At 64.4% G+C, this 17,071-nt stretch carries 20 protein-coding genes; 9 read left to right on the forward strand and 11 right to left on the reverse strand.

Annotation, left to right across the window (positions count from 1 at the left end; all coding sequences use genetic code 11):
* The first annotated feature begins 131 nt into the window (after positions 1-131).
* The 6 genes from msrA to grxD all read left to right on the forward strand — a co-directional run bounded on the left by msrA (position 132) and on the right by grxD (position 2,951).
* A complete protein-coding gene (gene msrA / locus AC1ROK_RS13365; RefSeq protein ID WP_492847616.1) occupies positions 132-644 on the forward strand; it encodes a peptide-methionine (S)-S-oxide reductase MsrA in 513 nt (170 codons plus the stop codon).
* A 113-nt stretch (positions 645-757) separates the two neighbouring features.
* On the forward strand, positions 758-991 hold the full coding sequence (locus AC1ROK_RS13370; RefSeq protein WP_055882167.1) for a BolA/IbaG family iron-sulfur metabolism protein: 234 nt from the start codon (positions 758-760) through the stop codon (positions 989-991).
* Positions 992-1,017: 26 nt separating this feature from the next.
* Positions 1,018-1,419 (forward strand): HIT family protein, encoded by a 402-nt coding sequence (locus AC1ROK_RS13375; RefSeq protein ID WP_492847618.1) that lies wholly within the window; start codon positions 1,018-1,020, stop codon positions 1,417-1,419.
* 1 nt (position 1,420) lies between these two features.
* Positions 1,421-2,050, forward strand: coding sequence for an HAD-IA family hydrolase (locus AC1ROK_RS13380; protein WP_492847620.1), 630 nt, complete (start codon positions 1,421-1,423; stop codon positions 2,048-2,050).
* Positions 2,051-2,055: 5 nt separating this feature from the next.
* Positions 2,056-2,508, forward strand: coding sequence for a GNAT family N-acetyltransferase (locus tag AC1ROK_RS13385; RefSeq protein ID WP_492848369.1), 453 nt, complete (start codon positions 2,056-2,058; stop codon positions 2,506-2,508).
* Between the two features lie 107 nt (positions 2,509-2,615).
* Positions 2,616-2,951, forward strand: coding sequence for a Grx4 family monothiol glutaredoxin (gene grxD, locus AC1ROK_RS13390; protein WP_492847622.1), 336 nt, complete (start codon positions 2,616-2,618; stop codon positions 2,949-2,951).
* Between the two features lie 61 nt (positions 2,952-3,012).
* Here grxD and AC1ROK_RS13395 read toward each other — a convergent pair whose 3' ends face one another.
* The 3 genes from AC1ROK_RS13395 to AC1ROK_RS13405 all read right to left on the reverse strand — a co-directional run bounded on the left by AC1ROK_RS13395 (position 3,013) and on the right by AC1ROK_RS13405 (position 5,112).
* Entirely contained in the window at positions 3,013-4,047 is a 1,035-nt protein-coding gene (locus AC1ROK_RS13395) for a GNAT family N-acetyltransferase (RefSeq protein WP_492847624.1), read from the reverse strand.
* Positions 4,048-4,220: 173 nt separating this feature from the next.
* Complete coding sequence (locus tag AC1ROK_RS13400) at positions 4,221-4,679, reverse strand: GyrI-like domain-containing protein (RefSeq protein WP_492847626.1); 459 nt, start codon at positions 4,677-4,679, stop codon at positions 4,221-4,223.
* A 118-nt stretch (positions 4,680-4,797) separates the two neighbouring features.
* Positions 4,798-5,112 carry a Dabb family protein gene (locus AC1ROK_RS13405; RefSeq protein WP_492848371.1) on the reverse strand — a complete coding sequence of 105 codons (315 nt, stop codon included), beginning with the start codon at positions 5,110-5,112 and terminating at the stop codon, positions 4,798-4,800.
* Positions 5,113-5,285: 173 nt separating this feature from the next.
* Here AC1ROK_RS13405 and AC1ROK_RS13410 point away from each other — a divergent pair, with 173 nt between their 5' ends.
* Positions 5,286-6,512: an MFS transporter gene (locus tag AC1ROK_RS13410; protein ID WP_492847628.1), complete on the forward strand. Its 1,227-nt coding sequence runs from the start codon at positions 5,286-5,288 to the stop codon at positions 6,510-6,512.
* A 105-nt stretch (positions 6,513-6,617) separates the two neighbouring features.
* A complete protein-coding gene (locus AC1ROK_RS13415) occupies positions 6,618-7,868 on the forward strand; it encodes a multidrug effflux MFS transporter (RefSeq protein WP_492847630.1) in 1,251 nt (416 codons plus the stop codon).
* Positions 7,869-7,922: 54 nt separating this feature from the next.
* Here the strand turns inward: AC1ROK_RS13415 and AC1ROK_RS13420 are convergent, their stop codons facing one another.
* The 3 genes from AC1ROK_RS13420 to ttcA all read right to left on the reverse strand — a co-directional run bounded on the left by AC1ROK_RS13420 (position 7,923) and on the right by ttcA (position 10,460).
* Complete coding sequence (locus AC1ROK_RS13420) at positions 7,923-8,642, reverse strand: class I SAM-dependent methyltransferase (protein ID WP_492847632.1); 720 nt, start codon at positions 8,640-8,642, stop codon at positions 7,923-7,925.
* Between the two features lie 32 nt (positions 8,643-8,674).
* On the reverse strand, positions 8,675-9,496 hold the full coding sequence (locus AC1ROK_RS13425) for an inositol monophosphatase family protein (RefSeq protein WP_492847634.1): 822 nt from the start codon (positions 9,494-9,496) through the stop codon (positions 8,675-8,677).
* An 88-nt stretch (positions 9,497-9,584) separates the two neighbouring features.
* On the reverse strand, positions 9,585-10,460 hold the full coding sequence (gene ttcA, locus AC1ROK_RS13430; RefSeq protein WP_492847636.1) for a tRNA 2-thiocytidine(32) synthetase TtcA: 876 nt from the start codon (positions 10,458-10,460) through the stop codon (positions 9,585-9,587).
* A 141-nt stretch (positions 10,461-10,601) separates the two neighbouring features.
* On the opposite strand from ttcA, the gene sbmA reads away from it, so the two are divergent.
* Complete coding sequence (gene sbmA / locus AC1ROK_RS13435; protein ID WP_492847638.1) at positions 10,602-11,897, forward strand: peptide antibiotic transporter SbmA; 1,296 nt, start codon at positions 10,602-10,604, stop codon at positions 11,895-11,897.
* A 64-nt stretch (positions 11,898-11,961) separates the two neighbouring features.
* On the opposite strand, the gene rpsD is transcribed toward sbmA, so the two are convergent.
* From rpsD to AC1ROK_RS13460, 5 genes are all read right to left on the reverse strand, one after another.
* Positions 11,962-12,579 carry a 30S ribosomal protein S4 gene (gene rpsD / locus AC1ROK_RS13440; RefSeq protein WP_055882197.1) on the reverse strand — a complete coding sequence of 206 codons (618 nt, stop codon included), beginning with the start codon at positions 12,577-12,579 and terminating at the stop codon, positions 11,962-11,964.
* A 263-nt stretch (positions 12,580-12,842) separates the two neighbouring features.
* Entirely contained in the window at positions 12,843-13,313 is a 471-nt protein-coding gene (locus tag AC1ROK_RS13445) for a hypothetical protein (RefSeq protein ID WP_492847640.1), read from the reverse strand.
* A 121-nt stretch (positions 13,314-13,434) separates the two neighbouring features.
* The gene (locus tag AC1ROK_RS13450) at positions 13,435-14,673 is read right to left on the reverse strand and encodes an MFS transporter (protein ID WP_492847642.1); all 1,239 of its coding nucleotides are present in this window, start codon (positions 14,671-14,673) and stop codon (positions 13,435-13,437) included.
* A 72-nt stretch (positions 14,674-14,745) separates the two neighbouring features.
* Positions 14,746-15,564: an RNA methyltransferase gene (locus AC1ROK_RS13455; RefSeq protein WP_492847644.1), complete on the reverse strand. Its 819-nt coding sequence runs from the start codon at positions 15,562-15,564 to the stop codon at positions 14,746-14,748.
* Between the two features lie 16 nt (positions 15,565-15,580).
* Positions 15,581-17,038: a GGDEF domain-containing protein gene (locus AC1ROK_RS13460; protein WP_492847646.1), complete on the reverse strand. Its 1,458-nt coding sequence runs from the start codon at positions 17,036-17,038 to the stop codon at positions 15,581-15,583.
* Positions 17,039-17,071: the final 33 nt, after the last annotated feature.

Here is a 17,071-nt window from a genome sequence, read left to right on the forward strand (position 1 = left end):
CAAACGGAGGTCCCCGCTTTCGCGGGGATGACATCGAGTTCCTGGCTGCCCAATGCCAAATTCGTGACCGGGTGTAACATTCCGCCTCGCTGGTGCGTATATAGAGCGCATCCCAAATAATGGAGACCATCATGACGACCACTGAGCGGGCGGTTCTGGCTGGCGGGTGTTTCTGGGGCGCGCAGGAGCTGCTGCGTCACAAGGACGGGATTATCTCCACCCGTGTCGGCTACTCGGGCGATGACGGCTTCGCCAACGCAACTTATCGCAGCCACGGTGACCATGCCGAGGCGGTCGAGATCATCTTCGATCCCAGCCGCATCAGCTACCGCGACATCCTGGAGTTCTTCTTCCAGATCCACGATCCCTCGACCAGGAACCGGCAGGGCAACGATGTCGGTCGCGCCTATCGTTCTGCGATCTTCTATGAGAACGCCGAACAGAAGGCGGTGGCCGAGGACACCATCAAGGATGTCGACGCCTCGGGCCTCTGGCCTGGCAAGGTCGTAACCGAGCTGCAGCCGGTCGGCCCGTTCTGGGAGGCCGAGCCCGAGCATCAGGACTATCTGCAGCGCATCCCCAACGGTTACACCTGCCACTGGGTGCGCCCCAACTGGAAGCTGCCCAAGCGCCAGGCGGCCTGACCGGAACGATCTCAGAAAACCAAACGGGCGCCGGGAAACCGGCGCCCGTCTCGTTGAACGCCCCTCTGCCGCATGCCATATCTCAGGTGGGCTCAACTACCGGGAGACATGTCATGGGCATGGCCGCTAACGAAATCGAACGCCGCATCCTCAAGGCCCTTCCGGACGCCATCGTCGAGATTCGCGACCTCGCCGGCGACGGCGATCACTACGCCGCGACCGTCACCTCCGAAGCCTTCCGCGGCAAGACCCGCGTTCAGCAGCACCAGATGGTCAACGCCGCGTTCGGCGAAGACATGGGGACGGTGCTGCATTCGCTGGCGTTGCAGACCAAGGCGCCAGATTGACGCTGGTTCAGCCATTGGGACATGCGATGGCGTCCGACGTCGAACCCGACTGCCGATTCTGCCTCGACAACGGCTTGCTCGATGACGAGCCCCTGTTCGGCAATGGCACCTGCTATTTTCTGACGAGCGCGGATCCTGTCCTGCAGCGTGGCGGCATGATCATCCCGCATCGTCATGTGACGACGCCGTTTGAACTGACGGAAGCGGAGTGGAGCGACACATTCGCTCTGCTTGCTCAAGCCAAGACCCATCTCGATGCCCATATGCCAGACGGTTACACGCTGGGCTGGAACGTCGGTCGAGTGGGTGGCCAGACGGTGGATCATGCCCATTTGCACATCATCGCCCGCTTTGCCGACGAGCCGCTGGCCGGTCAGGGGCTGCGACATCACCTGAAACAGCCCGTCAACCGCCGGCCGGGTCCCTGATATGACGGAACGCACCGTCCTGTTCGACGTCGATGGCGTGCTTGTGCACGGCTATCATGCTCGTCCCGAAAAGCAGATCCGCTGGGATGAGAACCTGCTTGCCGACCTCGGTGTCGATCCGGAGCGCTTCAAGACCGAGTTCATCTACGACATCTTCGTCAAGAAGGTCATCGTCGGGCAGATGTCGCTGCTCGAGGCGCTGGATCGTACCCTGCCCCGCCTCGGCTATCGCGGCCCCAGCATGGCGTTTGCCGGCTACTGGCTGAGCCATGACAGCCACGTCAACCAGCCGCTGCTCGATGTCGTGGCGCAACTGAAGGCCAAAGGTACACCGCTGTTTGTCGCCACCAACCAGGAACACATGCGCGCCCAGTGGCTGTGGCAGCAGCTGAAGTTCGGCGAGTTGTTCGACGACATGTTCCATTCGGCGCGCATCGGCCACACCAAGCCGGCCAAGCCCTATTTCGACTGGGTGAGCAACCGGCTCCGGCCGCAGACCGAGCCGCCGCTGTTCTTCGACGATCGCGAGGAGGTGGTGAAGGCCGCACGCGCCCATGGCTGGGAGGCGGTACAATACGACGACCTTGAGGACGTCACCGAACACCCCTGGATCGCCGCGAGGTTGGTGTGACCTGGATGGTCCGGCCGATGCGCGCCGGCGACGGCGGTGCCATGCAGCAACTGCACCGGCGCGCCATCATGGCTACACCGGACACGTACTACTCGCTAGAGGAGCGCCGGAGCTGGGCCTTCGGGCTGCAGCCCGAACAATATGTGACGCCCGCCAATGGCCACTTCGATGTTGCCGTGGTGGACGACCGCATCGTCGCCTTCTGCGACCACGGACCCGATGAGGTGATCGGGCTCTATATCGACCCTGCCTTCCAGGGACGCGGCATCGGCAGCGCCCTGCTCGGTCAAGCCGAGGGCCGCATGCGCAACACCGGCACGACGCTCGTCAAGGTTCATTCGGCGCTCTCGTCGCAAGCCTTCTACGAGCGGCACGGCTACCGGGAGGTCGAGCGCACCACACACCGCAGCCGCGGTGGGCTGATGCTGCCCAGCGTTCGGCTGCGGAAGCAGCTCTAGTCGCCTAAGCATCGTCAAATGACGATGAGCACCTCGACAGCGCCGCATTGCAGGACTATTTAACAGCAGAACGGAGCCGGCATCCTCCCCGGCCGAAAGGCATGCATATGAGCGACATCAACGCACTGATCGACGAGCAGGTGAAGAACAACGACGTGTTCCTATACATGAAGGGCACGCCCGATTTCCCGATGTGCGGCTTCTCCGGCCGCGTGGTGCAGATTCTCGGGTACCTCGGTGTCGACTATCAGAGCGCCAACGTGCTGGAGAACCAGGACCTGCGCGAGGGCATCAAGGCCTACGCCAACTGGCCGACCATTCCGCAGCTCTACATCAAGGGCGAGTTCATCGGCGGCGCCGATATCGTCACCGAGATGTTCCAGGCCGGCGAACTGCAGTCGCACCTCGCCGACAAGGGTATCGCGGTAAAGCAGACCGCCTGACACCATCCGCACGACACGACGCAAAGGCCGCGCTCATCGGGCGCGGCCTTTGCGTGTCCGATTAGCCGCGCTGCCGGGCGACGATAGCCTTGAACTCGGCACTGTCGCGGATCGCGGCATAGGCCCAATGCTGCTCCAGCCAGTCTGCCCTGCCTCGCCAGCCGGCGCTCACCATCCGATCAAGGCAGCCGAGCGCCCGCTCCGGCTCCCCGGCCAGCGCCCATGCGCCCCCGGCGTGGAAGCCGTGCCAGAGCACGCTTTCTGCGGCCAGCTCAAGGTGCGCCGCCCAATCCCGGCACTGCGCCTCGCTGAGATCGCCGACATTCTCCGCCGGCAGATTGCTGGAATAGCCGAAATACTGGCCTTGCAGCCGGAATCCGGTGGCTTCGGCGAGGCGGATCGAGCCGGCGTTCGAGGCGTGGCAATGCCAACCGACATCCACGATCCCACGCCGCAGGCACTCGTTGACCGCCGCCGCCGCCGCGGCGCGTCCCAGCCCCAGCCGACGGTAGCCGTCCTGCGTCTCGACGCCCAGTTCGGCCCGGTTGCCGACCACGCAGTCGGCGAGGCTGTGGCTCACAACACCCCCGTCACGCAGCACGACGTAGCCGACGCCGATGTCGAGGAAGTCCTCGAAGGACCGCCAACCACCGCCTTCGCCCTCTGCAAACTCATACAGCGCAGGATAGCCGGCCACGCTGTTGCGGTTGATCGGCACCAGCTCGAACCCAGCCGGCAGCCCCCCATCGGGCTCGGCTCGCTCCAGTTCGAACCTGAGCCGTGGGTGTGGGCGCGCAAAAGGGTTGTCCCAGATATTGGACAGCTGGGAGACCCAGTTGGCCTCGGGAAAGAAATAGGTCCACGCCGGGATCAGCACCCGCAGCGCTTCGGGCTCTGTCAGCTGGACCGGATCGCCAGCGAGGTAGCTGGCCTCGCCATCCGAGATCAGCGTTACGGACGGTCGGACAGGATCGTTGGCCCAAACTTTGCCTTCCAGCGCGCCCGCGAGGATGGCGGCCGCCGTGGCGTGGAGGGAGATGGTCTCAGTCAGAAGCGGGCGGACGGCCTCATAGGCGGTCTCGTCGAGGAGTTGCATAATAGCAGTGTCCTGCAAATGCAGCGCGCGAGGCGCTGCGGTCAGTCGAAAGAGCGGCGAAGCCGCTCACACAGGTACCGGCATTGGCCCGCCGGCGCTCGGCGATAGCTGCTGTCATCTGTGATCCTCCCGACTGCGCAGAGATTGCAGCACCGCAGGTAGCCCGGCGCCGCTCAGTAGGCCAGCCCAAACTGGATTTCGATGCGGTGGTACTTCGCGCCTTGCCCGGCCCATTGATGATAAATCTCGCGGCTCTCGCCCGAAAAGGCGTGCCGAGACAGCTCGATGTCGCGTATCAGCGGCGCATAACCCTCAGTGAACAATGTCCGCATCGAGCCCTGATGCATCGCGCTGGCCACCATGATCGGCTCGAGGCACTCAACGGCAAATGGCCCATCGTAGCCATCGGCGTTCCGCACCGGTCGGCAGAAGCGAAGCTCGAACTCGGTCTTGCTGTCCCTGGGGAGATGCCGCGCCACGAACACCCATGGCCCGGCGACCTCGAGATTCCCGCGGGCGATCTCGGCATCGATCTGCCCAGTGATCTCCGAACTGACCCGCTTGATCTCTGCGATGGTGAGCCTCCGGCTGGCGCTAAGCACAACCATCGCCTCGGTTTCCTTGACGTCCATCATTGCCCTCCCGATCGCGGGCCAAGCTGATGCGCGCTCTGTTTCCGGGCAAGCCGAATGCTGGAAAATCTTTCCGCCCGAGCGGCTTTCCGATGGCGGGAAAGAAACGGCCTTGCGCTCAGGCCGATCGGCGCAGCGCTACGTTCGCCTCTCGCGCCGGAACATCGGCAGCGAGCCGCAGTTCCCGCAGCGGGCGCACGCGACGTGTGGCCTCGGCGTAGATCGGGTGCGCCTTATAGGCCGCCAGCGCCGCTTCGTCGGCGAACTCGGCATAGACCACCACGTCCACATCATTGCCGAACTGATCGACCTTGCTGTTTCGCGTCACCTCGAAATGCAGCGAGTGCGGGATCTGGCCTAGCAGATTGAGCCCCTCGACCACGGCGTCGAGGTTGGCAGGCTTGGCGGTGAAAAAGACGATGTGGCGGATCACGAGGCGAGGCTCCGTTGCTGCCACGGGATATAGTCCTCCCCGATCGCCAGGCAACTGCGGCATGAGGCCACGATCACGCAACGTGATGGCTGGCATAACCGAAATGCGTTTCCGGCACGGGCGGTCCGCAGTGTAGGTACACAGTCTCAACCTCCGTCCTCCGAGTCCCCGCCATGTCCTCGATCACCGCCTCTCGCTCCGTGGCGACGCCGCTCATCGCGCTGATCATCTGCGGCTGCATCATTGCAGCGGTGACCAACGGCATCCGGACCAGCTTCGGCCTCCTGACCCTGCCCATGACGTCGGACCTCGGCCTGACGCGTGAAGCCTGGGGCATGGCCATGGCCATCCAGAACCTCGCCTGGGGCATCGCTCAGCCTTTCGCCGGCGGCCTCGCCGATCGCTATGGTACCGCCAAGGTGATCGTCGGGGGTCTCCTCGTCTACGCGCTGGGCCTGCTCCTGATGGTGGTCTCGCCCACCGGCTCGATGCTCAACCTCACGGCGGGCGTCATCACCGGCGTGGGCATCGCCACCTCGTCTTTCTCGATCGTGATGATCGCCTTTGGTCGCAGCGTGCCGCAGGAGAAACGCAGCCTCGTCTTCGGCGTCGCCACCGCGGCATCGTCGTTCGGCCAGTTCGCCTTCGCGCCGATCGGGCAGGCCTTCATCAGCAATTTCGGCTGGCAGAGCGCGCTGATTTACGCCGCCGCCATCCTGGCACTGGTTATTCCGCTCACCCTGGCGCTGCGTGGCCGCACCGAGCGCACCGCCGGCCAGGCCGATCTCAAGTTCATGCAAGCGTTGAGCCGCGCCTGGGGCTTCGGCTCCTACCGCCTGCTGGTCATCGGCTTCTTCGTCTGCGGCTTCCACCTCGCCTTCGTCAACGTGCACATGCCGGCCTACCTGGTGCAATGCGGCCTCGCGCCCGAAGTCGGCAGCTGGGCCATCGCGGTGATCGGGCTGTTCAATATCGTCGGCTCGCTGCTCGCCGGCTATCTCGGCGGTCGCCTGCCCAAGCAGCTGCTGCTCGCCTCGATCTATTTCAGCCGCGCCGTGGCCATCGGCCTGTTCGTTCTGTTCCCGGTCACAGAGGTCAGCGCCTACATCTTCGCCGCCGCGATGGGCCTGCTCTGGCTCTCGACGGTGCCGCTGACGGCGGGCCTGGTGACACTGTTCTTCGGCGCCCGCTACATGGGCATGCTCTATGGCGTCGCCTTCTTCAGCCACCAGCTCGGCTCGTTCGTCGGCGTGTGGCTCGGTGGTTTCGTCTATGATCACACGGGCTCCTACAGCCTCGTCTGGTACCTCGGGATCCTCCTCGGGCTCGCCTCGGCAGCCATCCACCTGCCGATCCGCGAGCTCAGCGCCAAATCCTTCCAGCTGAAGCCCGCACAATAGCCTGGGCCTCTCGCAAGTATTGATCAGCCGCGGGTTGCCAAAGGCCGGGGATGCGCGCATCTTCCCGGCCTTTTCCGGCCCTCCCCGGCCATTTCTGAGCAAACAATGTCCGATACATCGTCGACCACGCGGGACCTGTCCCGCGTCGAATTCATTATCCTTGTTGCAGGGCTGATGGCGCTCAACGCGCTGGCCATCGACGTCATGCTGCCGGCCCTGCCCTATATGGGCGAAGCATTCGGCATCAGCCACGAGAACGAGCGGCAGTTCGTGGTCGGCGTCTACATGCTCGGCTTCGGCATTGCTCAGCTCGCCTTCGGCCCACTCACCGATCGCTTCGGCAGACGAGGTCCGCTGCTGGTCGGTCTCGGCATCTACCTGGTCTGCGCCTTCGCCGCGACCTTCGCCCCCACATTCGGGGCGCTGCTGGCGTTGCGCTTCGTCCAGGGCATGGGCGCCGCCGGCACCCGGGTCATCGCCACCGCCGTGGTGCGCGACAAATTCTCCGGCCGCGAGATGGCCGAGATCATGTCGCTGACCTTCATGGTGTTCATGGCCATCCCGATCCTCGCTCCCGGCATTGGACAGGTGATCCTGCTGGCCGGCCCATGGCAGTACATCTTCCTGTTTATGGGCGGTCTCGCCACCGCGATCAGTCTCTGGGCCTTCTTCCGCCTGCCCGAGACCATGCACCCGGAATACCGGCGCCCCCTCAGCTTCAGCTCGATCGTCGACGGCTTCCGTATCGTCGTCACCAACCGGGTGGCCTTGTTCTACGGCCTCGCCGGCACCTTCCTGTTCGGCGCGATGTTCGGCTTCATCTCGGCGAGCCAGCAGATCTTCGTCGAGATCTATGGCCTGGGGCCCTACTTCCCGGTAGCCTTCGCCGCCATGGCCGGCACCATCGCCGTCGCCCAGTTCATCAACTCGCGCGTCGTGCGGCGCTTCGGCATGCGACGCCTGAGCCATACCGCCGCGCTGGTCTACCTGTGCGCCGCCATTTTTCTTGTGGCGGTGGCGCTGATGGGCCCGGTGCCGTTCGCGGTGTTCTTCGGCCTGCTGATGGTGATCCAGTTCTTCTTCGGCTGGGCCGCGTCGAACATGAACTCGCTGTCGATGGAACCACTCGGCGCGGTTGCCGGCACGGCGGCTTCGGTGTTCGGTTTTATCCAGACCGTCGGCGGCGCCTTGATCGGCACCTACATCGGCCAGCACTTCGATGGCACGCTGGTGCCCAACGCGCTGGGTTACGCCACGATGGGCTCACTGGTGCTGGTCAGCATCCTGATCGCCGAGAAGGGCAAGCTCTTCGGCGTCAGCCCGCAATACGAAACGGACGCCGGCAGCACGCATTAGAGCGCTTCCTTTCACCGTTTCAACTGAACGGCGAAAGGTATCCAACGCCGAAGCTCAGCCGTTCTTGCGGCCTACGAAGATCGTCCAGCCGAGCATCGGCCGGATGATCCGCTGGTAGTGCATCCAGTCGTCGCGGCTCTTCTGCAGCACCTCGGCGTGATCGCGGTGGTTCGGGTTCTCGCGCGCCCACAGCAGGGTCGCGTGGCGCTGGTGGCTCTGGTAGCGCTCATAGTCGGCGTCCGAGGCACTGATCGTCGCCGAAACCTCCGCGCCGTGACGCTCCATCACGCCGATCATGCTGACCGTATCGGGCGGCAGGATATCGCCCTTCGGCACCGCCGGTGGATGCCTGAGGACTGTCGTGCCGAGCACCAGCGATCCGCCTGGCTTCGCGGCCGCGGCCATCCATTCGAGCGCCGCCGGCACATCGCCGAGCGAGGCCGCCGCGCCAAGGCAAAGCACCACGTCGTAGGAAGCAGCCTCCACGTTGAAGCCCTTCACCGCCGCATTGTGGAAGGTCAGCTGGCCGCGGGCCGGCGACTTCCGACGCGCCGCTTCGAGAAAGCGCGCGTTGATGTCGATCCCGACACCCTGGATGGCGAACTTCTCCGCCCATTGGCGCATCAGCCAGGCCTTGCCGCAGCCCATGTCGAGCACGCTCATCCCATCACGGATGGAGCAGTAATCGTCGAGCAGCCGCAGCTTCCGGTCGGTGATCGGATTCTGGATTTCGACTTCGCGATCGGCGATCGCCCAGTAGTTCAGCTGATCCAAACCGCGTCTCCCCTCGCCGATTCAGACTGCCACTATAGCGTAAACACCTCTGAGCGCAGTAAATTCCAGGTATCGCGATCACTCGCAATTAGTAGCCCACCGCCCCGGTGGCTTGGCAGGTAAGTCGAACCATCGAACCGGGCAGCGTAGCCACCCGCCTCCTCGGAGATCAGCGTTCCGGCAAGGTGATCCCACGGCATCAGCTTGTTGAACATCACGAAGTGCGAGAAGCCGGTCGCGAACGTCCGGTAGTCGTGCCCAGCGACGCGGTAGTTGGCCGCCACCTTGATCTTGGCGAGGTTGGCCAGCACCTTGGGCTTGCTCTCGGTCGGCAGGAAGGTAATCGACACGTGCCCGACGAGGTCCGCGAGGCCCGGTGCCGTCGCCACTTCTAGCCGCCATTGTGTGCCGTCCGGCCGCCGCTGCCAGGCGCCGCCGCCCCGCTCCGCCAGCACCCAGTCGTCGCCCATCGGATCGTAGATGATCCCGGCGATGGTCTCGCCGTTCCTCACCACTGCGGCCATCGTCGCGAACAGCGGCAGCCCTGCCGCGAAGTTGGCCGTACCGTCGACCGGATCGACGACGATCGCAAACTCGGCGCGGTCCAGTTCATCCAGCAGCGTCGGATTGGCCGCCACCGCCTCCTCGCCGACGAACAGCGCCTCGGGCCAGGTTGCCTCCACCGCGGCCTTGATTCGCCGCTCCGCCTGCTCGTCCGCTTCGGTGACGAGATCGATCGCATCGGTCTTCTGCCGGACCATGCCGGCGTCGAGGTGCCGAAAGCGCGGCAGGATCTCTGCCTTGGCCGCATCGCGCAGGATGACGGCAAGGCGGTCGATATCGAAGCTGGACATGGTCACTCACAGTTCAGGAACAAACGGCACGGAGCGGAACTAGCACAGTGCGACGCGATCGGTATCCCGGAAAGGTGACAGCTGTCGGTCAGTCTCCCTTGCCGGCTGCCGCCTGCAACCCCAGGAAATCGAACAGCTTCGGATCGAGCAGGTGGCTCGGTCGCACGTTGCCGAGCGCCCGGATCATGATGTCCTTGCGCCCCGGCATCCGCTTTTCGATGTCGTTGAGCATCGCCTTCATGGCGTTGCGCTCGAGCCCCTCCTGCGAGCCGCAGAGGTCGCAAGGGATGATCGGGAACGCCATGTGCTCGGCGAACTTCTCGAGGTCGGGCTCGGCGCAGTAGATCATCGGGCGCAGCACCTCGACGTCGCCGTCGTCGTTCATCAGCCGCGGTGGCATGGCGGCGAGCTTGCCGCCATGGAACAGGTTCATGAAGAACGTTTCGAGGCTGTCCTCACGGTGATGCCCCAGCACCAGCGCCGAACACCCCTCCTCGCGCGCGATGCGATAGAGGTTGCCGCGCCTGAGCCGCGAGCAGAGGGAACAATAGGTCGCGCCCTGCGGCAACGTGCTGGTCACCACCGAATAGGTGTCCCGATACTCGATCCGGTGCGCGATGCCGTGCTGTTCGAGCCACTCCGGCAGGATGTGCTTGGGAAAATTCGGCTGCCCCTGGTCGAGGTTGCAGGCGATCAGTTCCACCGGCAGCAGCCCGCGCCATTTGAGATCGAGCAGCAGCGCCAGCATGCCGTAGCTATCCTTGCCGCCCGAAATGGCCACCAGCCACTTCTCGCCGGCCCGCGCCATGCCGAACTTCTCGATCGCCTCGCGCATGTTGCGGACGAGCCGTTTTCGCAGCTTGTTGAACTCGACGCTGCGCGGCGCGCCCTGAAATAGCGGATGCGCGCCGGAGAGATCCTCGGCATCCGTCTGGAACTGCGCTGGGCTGACGATTTCGTTCATGGCGCTGCTGTAGCAAACCCCGCGCCTTACCGGAAGCTTGCGGCGATTTTAACTCGCGGCAAGGTTCCACCGGATTTGTTGCCGGTCGCGGATTTAGTCAGTTAGATGACGCCGACCTCACGGAACCCCGAGGAGTCTCCCTTGTTCCGCTCTTTTTTTCCTAATCCCAGAGTCTTCTTTCCCGCCGCGGTCATCTGGGTCGCGCTGGCGATGGTAGCATGGTTCACGGTCGGCCCAGCGCTCCAAAGCGCCATCAGCCTGGGCCCATGGTTCGGCATCAAGCCGACCGAAGCCGTACCCGAGCCATTCTTCTCCTCCGACAAGGTCTGGCTCTACCAATACGTCCTGATGACGGGCTACCTGTTCTGCATCCCCTGGTACTTCGTGGGAGGCAACCGTCGGTGGTTCTGGTGGAGCGTCGTCGGCTCGGTGACTATCATCGAGTTCGTCTTCTTCAACGTGCAGATCAACGCCTGGCTGAACGACTGGTACGGCAGCTTCTACAACCTGATCCAGACCGCCATCAGCGCGCCCAACACCGTGTCCCTGGATGCTTACCTCGCGCAAATCGCCACCGTGGTGGTCGTTCTCGTGCCAGCGATCACTGCCCAGGTGCTGAACCTGTTCTTCGACGCGCACTATGTCTTCCGTTGGCGCCGGGCGATGAACTTCTACTACATGGCGAACTGGCAACATATCCGCGAGATCGAAGGCGCCTCCCAGCGTGTACAGGAAGACACCCAGAACTTCTCCAGCATCGTCGAAAACCTCGGTCTAAGTCTGATCGACTCGGTGATGACGCTGCTGGTGTTCCTGCCGCTTCTCTGGGGCCTGTCGCAGCAGATCACCGAGTTGCCCTGGATCGGCAAAGTTGACGGCAGCCTGGTGTGGGTCGCGTTGATCTCCGCCATCTTCGGGACCACGCTGCTGGCCGTGGTTGGCATCAAGCTGCCCGGTCTGCAGTTCCAGAACCAGCGTGTCGAGGCCGCCTACCGCAAGGAGCTGGTGTTCGGCGAGGAACACGCCGAGCGTGCCCAGCCGCCGACCATCCGCGACCTCTTCAGGAACGTGCAGCGGAACTACTTCCGCATCTACCTGCACTACACCTACTTCAACGTCGCGCGTTACGCCTACCTGCAGGGGTCGACCTTCTTTCCCTATCTGGCGATGGGGCCCTCGGTCGTCACTGGCGCGATCACCTTCGGTATCTTCCAACAGGTTCTGCAGGCATTCGGTCAGGTGTCAGACTCGTTCCGCTTCCTGGTGAACTCCTGGACGACGATCATCAACCTGATCTCGATCCATCAGCGCCTGCGCGGTTTCGAGAACCAGATCCCGCTGGCGACCAAGATCTACGCCAACGACTACGATGATCCCCGCTTCCTCCAATCAGGCACCATCCCGCCGGCAGAAACGCCGGCCGTGCCCCAGGAATAGGCGCAGAACAAAAGGGCCGCCCCATCGGGGCGGCCCTTTCCAATTCCGGTGGTCTTCCGCGCGATTAGCGCGAGTAGAATTCGACGACCAGGTTCGGTTCCATCTGGACCGGGTACGGCACATCCGACAGCGCCGGAACGCGAACGTAGACGGCGGTCTGCTTACCGTGATCGACTTCCACGTACTCGGGAACGTCGCGCTCGGCGAGCTGGTTGGCTTCGAGCACGATGCCGAGCTGCTTGGAGCGCTCGCGCACCTCAACCTTGTCGCCGACCTTGACCTGGTAGGACGGGATGTTGACGCGCTTGCCGTTGACCAGGATGTGGCCGTGCGACACGAACTGACGGGCCGCGAACACGGTCGGCACGAACTTGGCGCGGTAGACAATGGCGTCGAGACGGCTCTCGAGCAGGCCGATCAGGCGCTCGCCGGTGTCGCCCTTGACGCGCGAAGCTTCGGTGTAGAGCTTCTTGAAGGCCTTCTCGGTGATCGAACCGTAATAGCCCTTGAGCTTCTGCTTGGCGCGCAGCTGCAGACCGTAGTCGGAGGTCTTGCCCTTGCGGCGCTGGCCGTGCTGGCCGGGGCCATAGGCACGGTTATTGAGCGGGGACTTCGGACGGCCCCACAGGTTTTCGCCAAGACGGCGGTCGATCTTGTGCTTAACTGAATCGCGCTTCGACATCGGAATCCTTTCATAGATCGTCGAAAGTGATTGCGCCCTCCTCTGCCCGTCCTTGCGGAACGGACCGACAGATTCTCTGAATTCAGGGAATCCCGGGTGCGCTCGAGGAGCCCGAGGGCTCGACAAGTGGGCGCGTGATAGAGGCGGAAACCGCAGGAGTCAAGCGCCGCGGGCTATTCGGGCACGCCGGCGGCGCTTCGGCCAAAGTGCTTTCAGGAAAAGTCGCAGACTCTTCCGTTTCGACAGCACGACCAGGTAAGGCCTCAGCGTTCCTTGCGGCGCGCCCTGCCTTCGAGTGGCCCGATCGCCTCGAGCAGGGCTTCGAGCAGCGGCTGCAGCTCGGCGCTCGCTACGCCAGTGGCCGGCCCCTCCTCGTCGAGCATCGCCAACGTCTGGTCTTCGCCGTTGCCACCGCCTGCCACCGGATAGGTCCAATGGTAGACCAGCGGCAGCCTGGCATTGCTCTTCTTGTGCTTGAGCCGCACGACGATCGTGTCACCCGGCTTCACGTTGATCCCGGTGATGTCGATCACGCCGTTGGCGTCGATACCGACACCATACGGACTGACCGGGCTGTTGGGATCAATCCCGCCGATCCCGAGCACCTCGACGCTCGCGTCGGTCTGGTTGATATGCACGTCGGTCGCCGTCATGTTCGGCTGGTTGTTCTTGGGTGGTCTGCTGCCCAGCTTTTCCGGGCACTTGAGTTCGTAGTTGTCCGTGTGTTGAGGCATCCTTTCCTCCCTTGCATGCGGCCGGACGCACCAGCCAGCAAGGCAGAATTAGCCCATGCTCACTTGTTCAGCGCTTTAAGTTCTGGACTCAGATTATTTCAACTCGTAACCCCGTAGCGGGCTACACCATTTTCCGGTCGAGCGTGCGCTGGTTCCTCAGCCCCGGGAACAGCCGGCTCCACAGCACCGCGATGGCGATCGAGCCAAAGCCACCGATCACCACCGCCGGCACCGGACCGATGAGATGCGCCACCGTGCCGGCGCGGAATTCGCCCAGCTCATTGGATGCGCCGATGAACACCGAGTTCACCGCGTTAACCCGGCCGCGCACCTCTTCGGGGGTCCACAGCTGCATGATGGTCTCGCGGATAGTGACGCTCACCATGTCGGAGGCCCCCACCAGCGCCAGCGCCGGCACCGAGATCCACACTGTAGTGGAAAAGCCGAACAGCACGGTGAAGGCTCCAAACAACCCCACGAACAGGAACAGGAGCCTTCCCGCATGGTCGCGGATCGGGAACCGGGTCAGGAACAGCGCCATGGCGATGGCGCCGATACCCGGCGCCGCGCGCAGGAAGCCGAGCTCCTGCGGGCCGGCATGGAGAATGTCCTTGGCATAGATCGGCAGCAGCGCCACGGCGCCGCCCATCAGCACGGCGAACATGTCGAGCGAGATCGCCCCCAGCACCACCTTGTTCGAAAAGATGTAGCGAAAGCCCGCCAGCATGGTCTCGAGGCTGGTCGCCTGGTGCGACTCCCGGTGCTGCGGCTTCGAGATCATCAGCACCGAACCCATGGCGATCACCAGCAGCACCGCGCCGGTGCCGAAGGCCACTGACGGGGCGATACCGTAGAGCAACCCACCCACCGCGGGTCCCGCGATCGAGGCGAACTGCCAGGCCGACATGTTGGTGGTAATGGCGTTGGCCAGCGCTTCCGGCGGCACGAGGTTGGGCGCCAGCGACTGCGCGGCGGGACTCCAGAACGCCCGCGCCGTGCCGAGCACGACCAGAATACCGAAGATCGGCCACACCTCATGCGCCTGTGCGTTGACGAAGGCGAGGAAGCCCAGTGCGCAGAGCAGTTCCACCCCGAGGCAGATCGCCATGATCATGCGACGGTTGAAGCGGTCGGCCGTGAGCCCGGTGACGAGGATCAGCACCAGCGCCGGTAGGAACAGCGACAGCCCCACCAGCCCGAGCAGGAACGCCTCGCCGGTGACATCGTAGATCTGCCAGGCGATCGACACCGACATGATCTGCACCGCGAAGCTGACCAGCAACGTGGTCAGCCAGAAGAAACGGAAGTTCCGGTAGCTGAAAGCGAGCTTGGAGGGCTCGGCGGAGGTGGGAGAAGACATGGTGATGCGTGATGCCACGCCCATCGACAGGGCGTCAAAGCATACTTTGGGCGCTGCCCGACCGCGCGGCGGTTAGTCCTCGGACTTCCCCGCCTTCGCGGCCTCCGCTTCCCGGGCCTTGCGCCCCTGCCTCAGGTGTGCCCGGTCGATCGAAGAGATCACCCCGCGCAACGTGCGGATTTCCTGGGTCGAGAGCTGCGCCCGGGAGAATGCGGCGCGCAGGTTATCCACCATGGTCGGCCGCTTGTCCTCGGTCTTGAAGAAGCCGGTGCGATCGAGCGTCTCCTCGAGGTGGAGGAACAGCCCGATCAGTTCCTCGCGCGGCGCGGTCGGATCGAGCCCGCCGCTGAACGGCAGCACCTCCCCCTTGTCTGCCTGCTGGCGCCACTCATACGCCATCAGCAGCACCGCCTGCGCGATGTTGAGCGACGCAAACGCCGCCTCCACCGGAAAGGTGACGATCGCATCGGCCAGCGCCACTTCCTCGTTATAGAGGCCCCATTTCTCCCGCCCGAACAGCAGACCGGCCTTCTCGCCGGCGGCGATGTGCGAAATCATCCGCTGCGCCCCTTCCTCGGGGCCATAGACCGGCTTTTGCATATCGCGTCGGCGGGCGGTGGTGGCGAACACCAGTTGCAGATCGGCAATCGCCTCTTCGACCGTCGCGAACACCCGCACCTTGTCGATCACGTGGTCGGCGCGCGATGCCGCAGCGATGGCCCGCTCGTTCGGCCACGGGTCACGCGGGTTGACGATCCTGAGGTCCCACAGCCCGAAATTCGCCATCGCCCGCGCCGCCGTACCGATATTCTCGCCAAGTTGCGGTTCGCACAGGATGATCGCCGGGCTCGGGCGGAACGTGAACTCCTGCGATTTGTCGGTTCCGGCCATCGGCCCTGATATCCTTTCAGTGCATCGGCGGGCGTTCCGATCCATCGAGGTCTGAGACCAGCACCTGGTCGCGCCCTGCCCGCTTGGCCTCATACATCGCGCGGTCGGCGAGCGAAACCATTTCAGAGAGCCCGGCTCGGCTTGCACCATCGAATGCCACGCCGATACTGACGGTGATCCGCTGCAGGCTGCCGCTCTCCAGCACCACCGCCAGATTGGCGACGGCCTTGCGCATCCGCTCCGCCACCGCCTGCGCCTCGCGCCGCGTCATCCGCGGCAGCACCAGCGCAAACTCCTCACCGCCAATCCGGCCGAACAGGTCGCCCTGCCGAATGGCCGTGCGGATCGCTGCTGCCACTGCCACCAGCACCCGATCGCCCGAGGGGTGACCGTGCACGTCGTTGATCTGCTTGAAATGGTCGGCATCGAGCACCAGCACAGCAACCGCCGCCTGCTCTTTAAGCAGTTGCGCCAGCAACCCGGCCCCCGCCTCCATGAAAGTGCTGCGGGTCAGCGCATCGGTCAGCGAGTCGTGGCGCGCCATCCGCTCCAGTTGCTCGATTCGCCGACGGCGCTCGGCATTGACGCTGGCGATCACCATCGGCCCCAGCGCGACCAGTGCGACGCCCATATGCACCGCGGTGATCGCGTCGCCCGTCACGTCGGCGCCGAGCCCGAGGTGGAACAGCCCCAGCTTGATGCCGATCATCCCCAGCCCGGAGTAAATCATCACTAGTACCGCCGTGGCGGCCAGCGGCAGCGTCAGCGCGCACCAGATCAGCGCCGGAACCGGAAACACGATGGCTACCGGATGCGCCACCAGCAGCGACAACCCGATCGCCGCGGCCAATGCCACAACCGGCAGCAGCAGTGGCCCCACTCGACCAGCCCGCAGCCTGGGCAGCGGCAGCCACTTCGAAGGTGGCGGCACCGTCAGCAGCACCGGCAGGAATGCCAGGTAGTTCACCAGTTCCGCCGCGAACCAGCCGGCCCACGCCTCGAAATAGCTGAGGCTGGTGATTTCGCTCAGCGCGACGCCCCCGACTACCCCCGCCGCGGCCGACGCGGCGCAAGCCATCAGCAACAGGGAGATCACGCCCTGCGGCCGCGACAGCGCCTGATCCTCCGGCTCGAGTGCGCCGAACAGCAGCATGAAGGCAAGCACGCCCACCAGGTTGCCGCCGGTCAGCATCAGGGCGAGGCGAAGGTTGTCGCCCACCACCATCGCCGCAGCCAGGTAACCGGCTGCAGCCCCGAGGATCACCGGCAACGTGCGCAGCCGCCGTGAGCGCACCAGCACACCGGCGAGCACCGCGTTGGCCGGCCAGAACGCCGCCAGGAACCCGACCGGCCGCGACAGGCTACCGGCGATGGCGGCAAGGAAGATGAGGGTAGCGACGATCAGTACGTCGCGGGCGTGAAACGATAGAAAACGGGGGATGCGGCTGCCCCCGGCCGCGGGCGTCAAGTCCATGGGGTCCCTCTATGCGTGCGTCCATTCGCGACA

This window comes from Devosia sp. GW821-FHT12F11 (assembly GCF_058806655.1).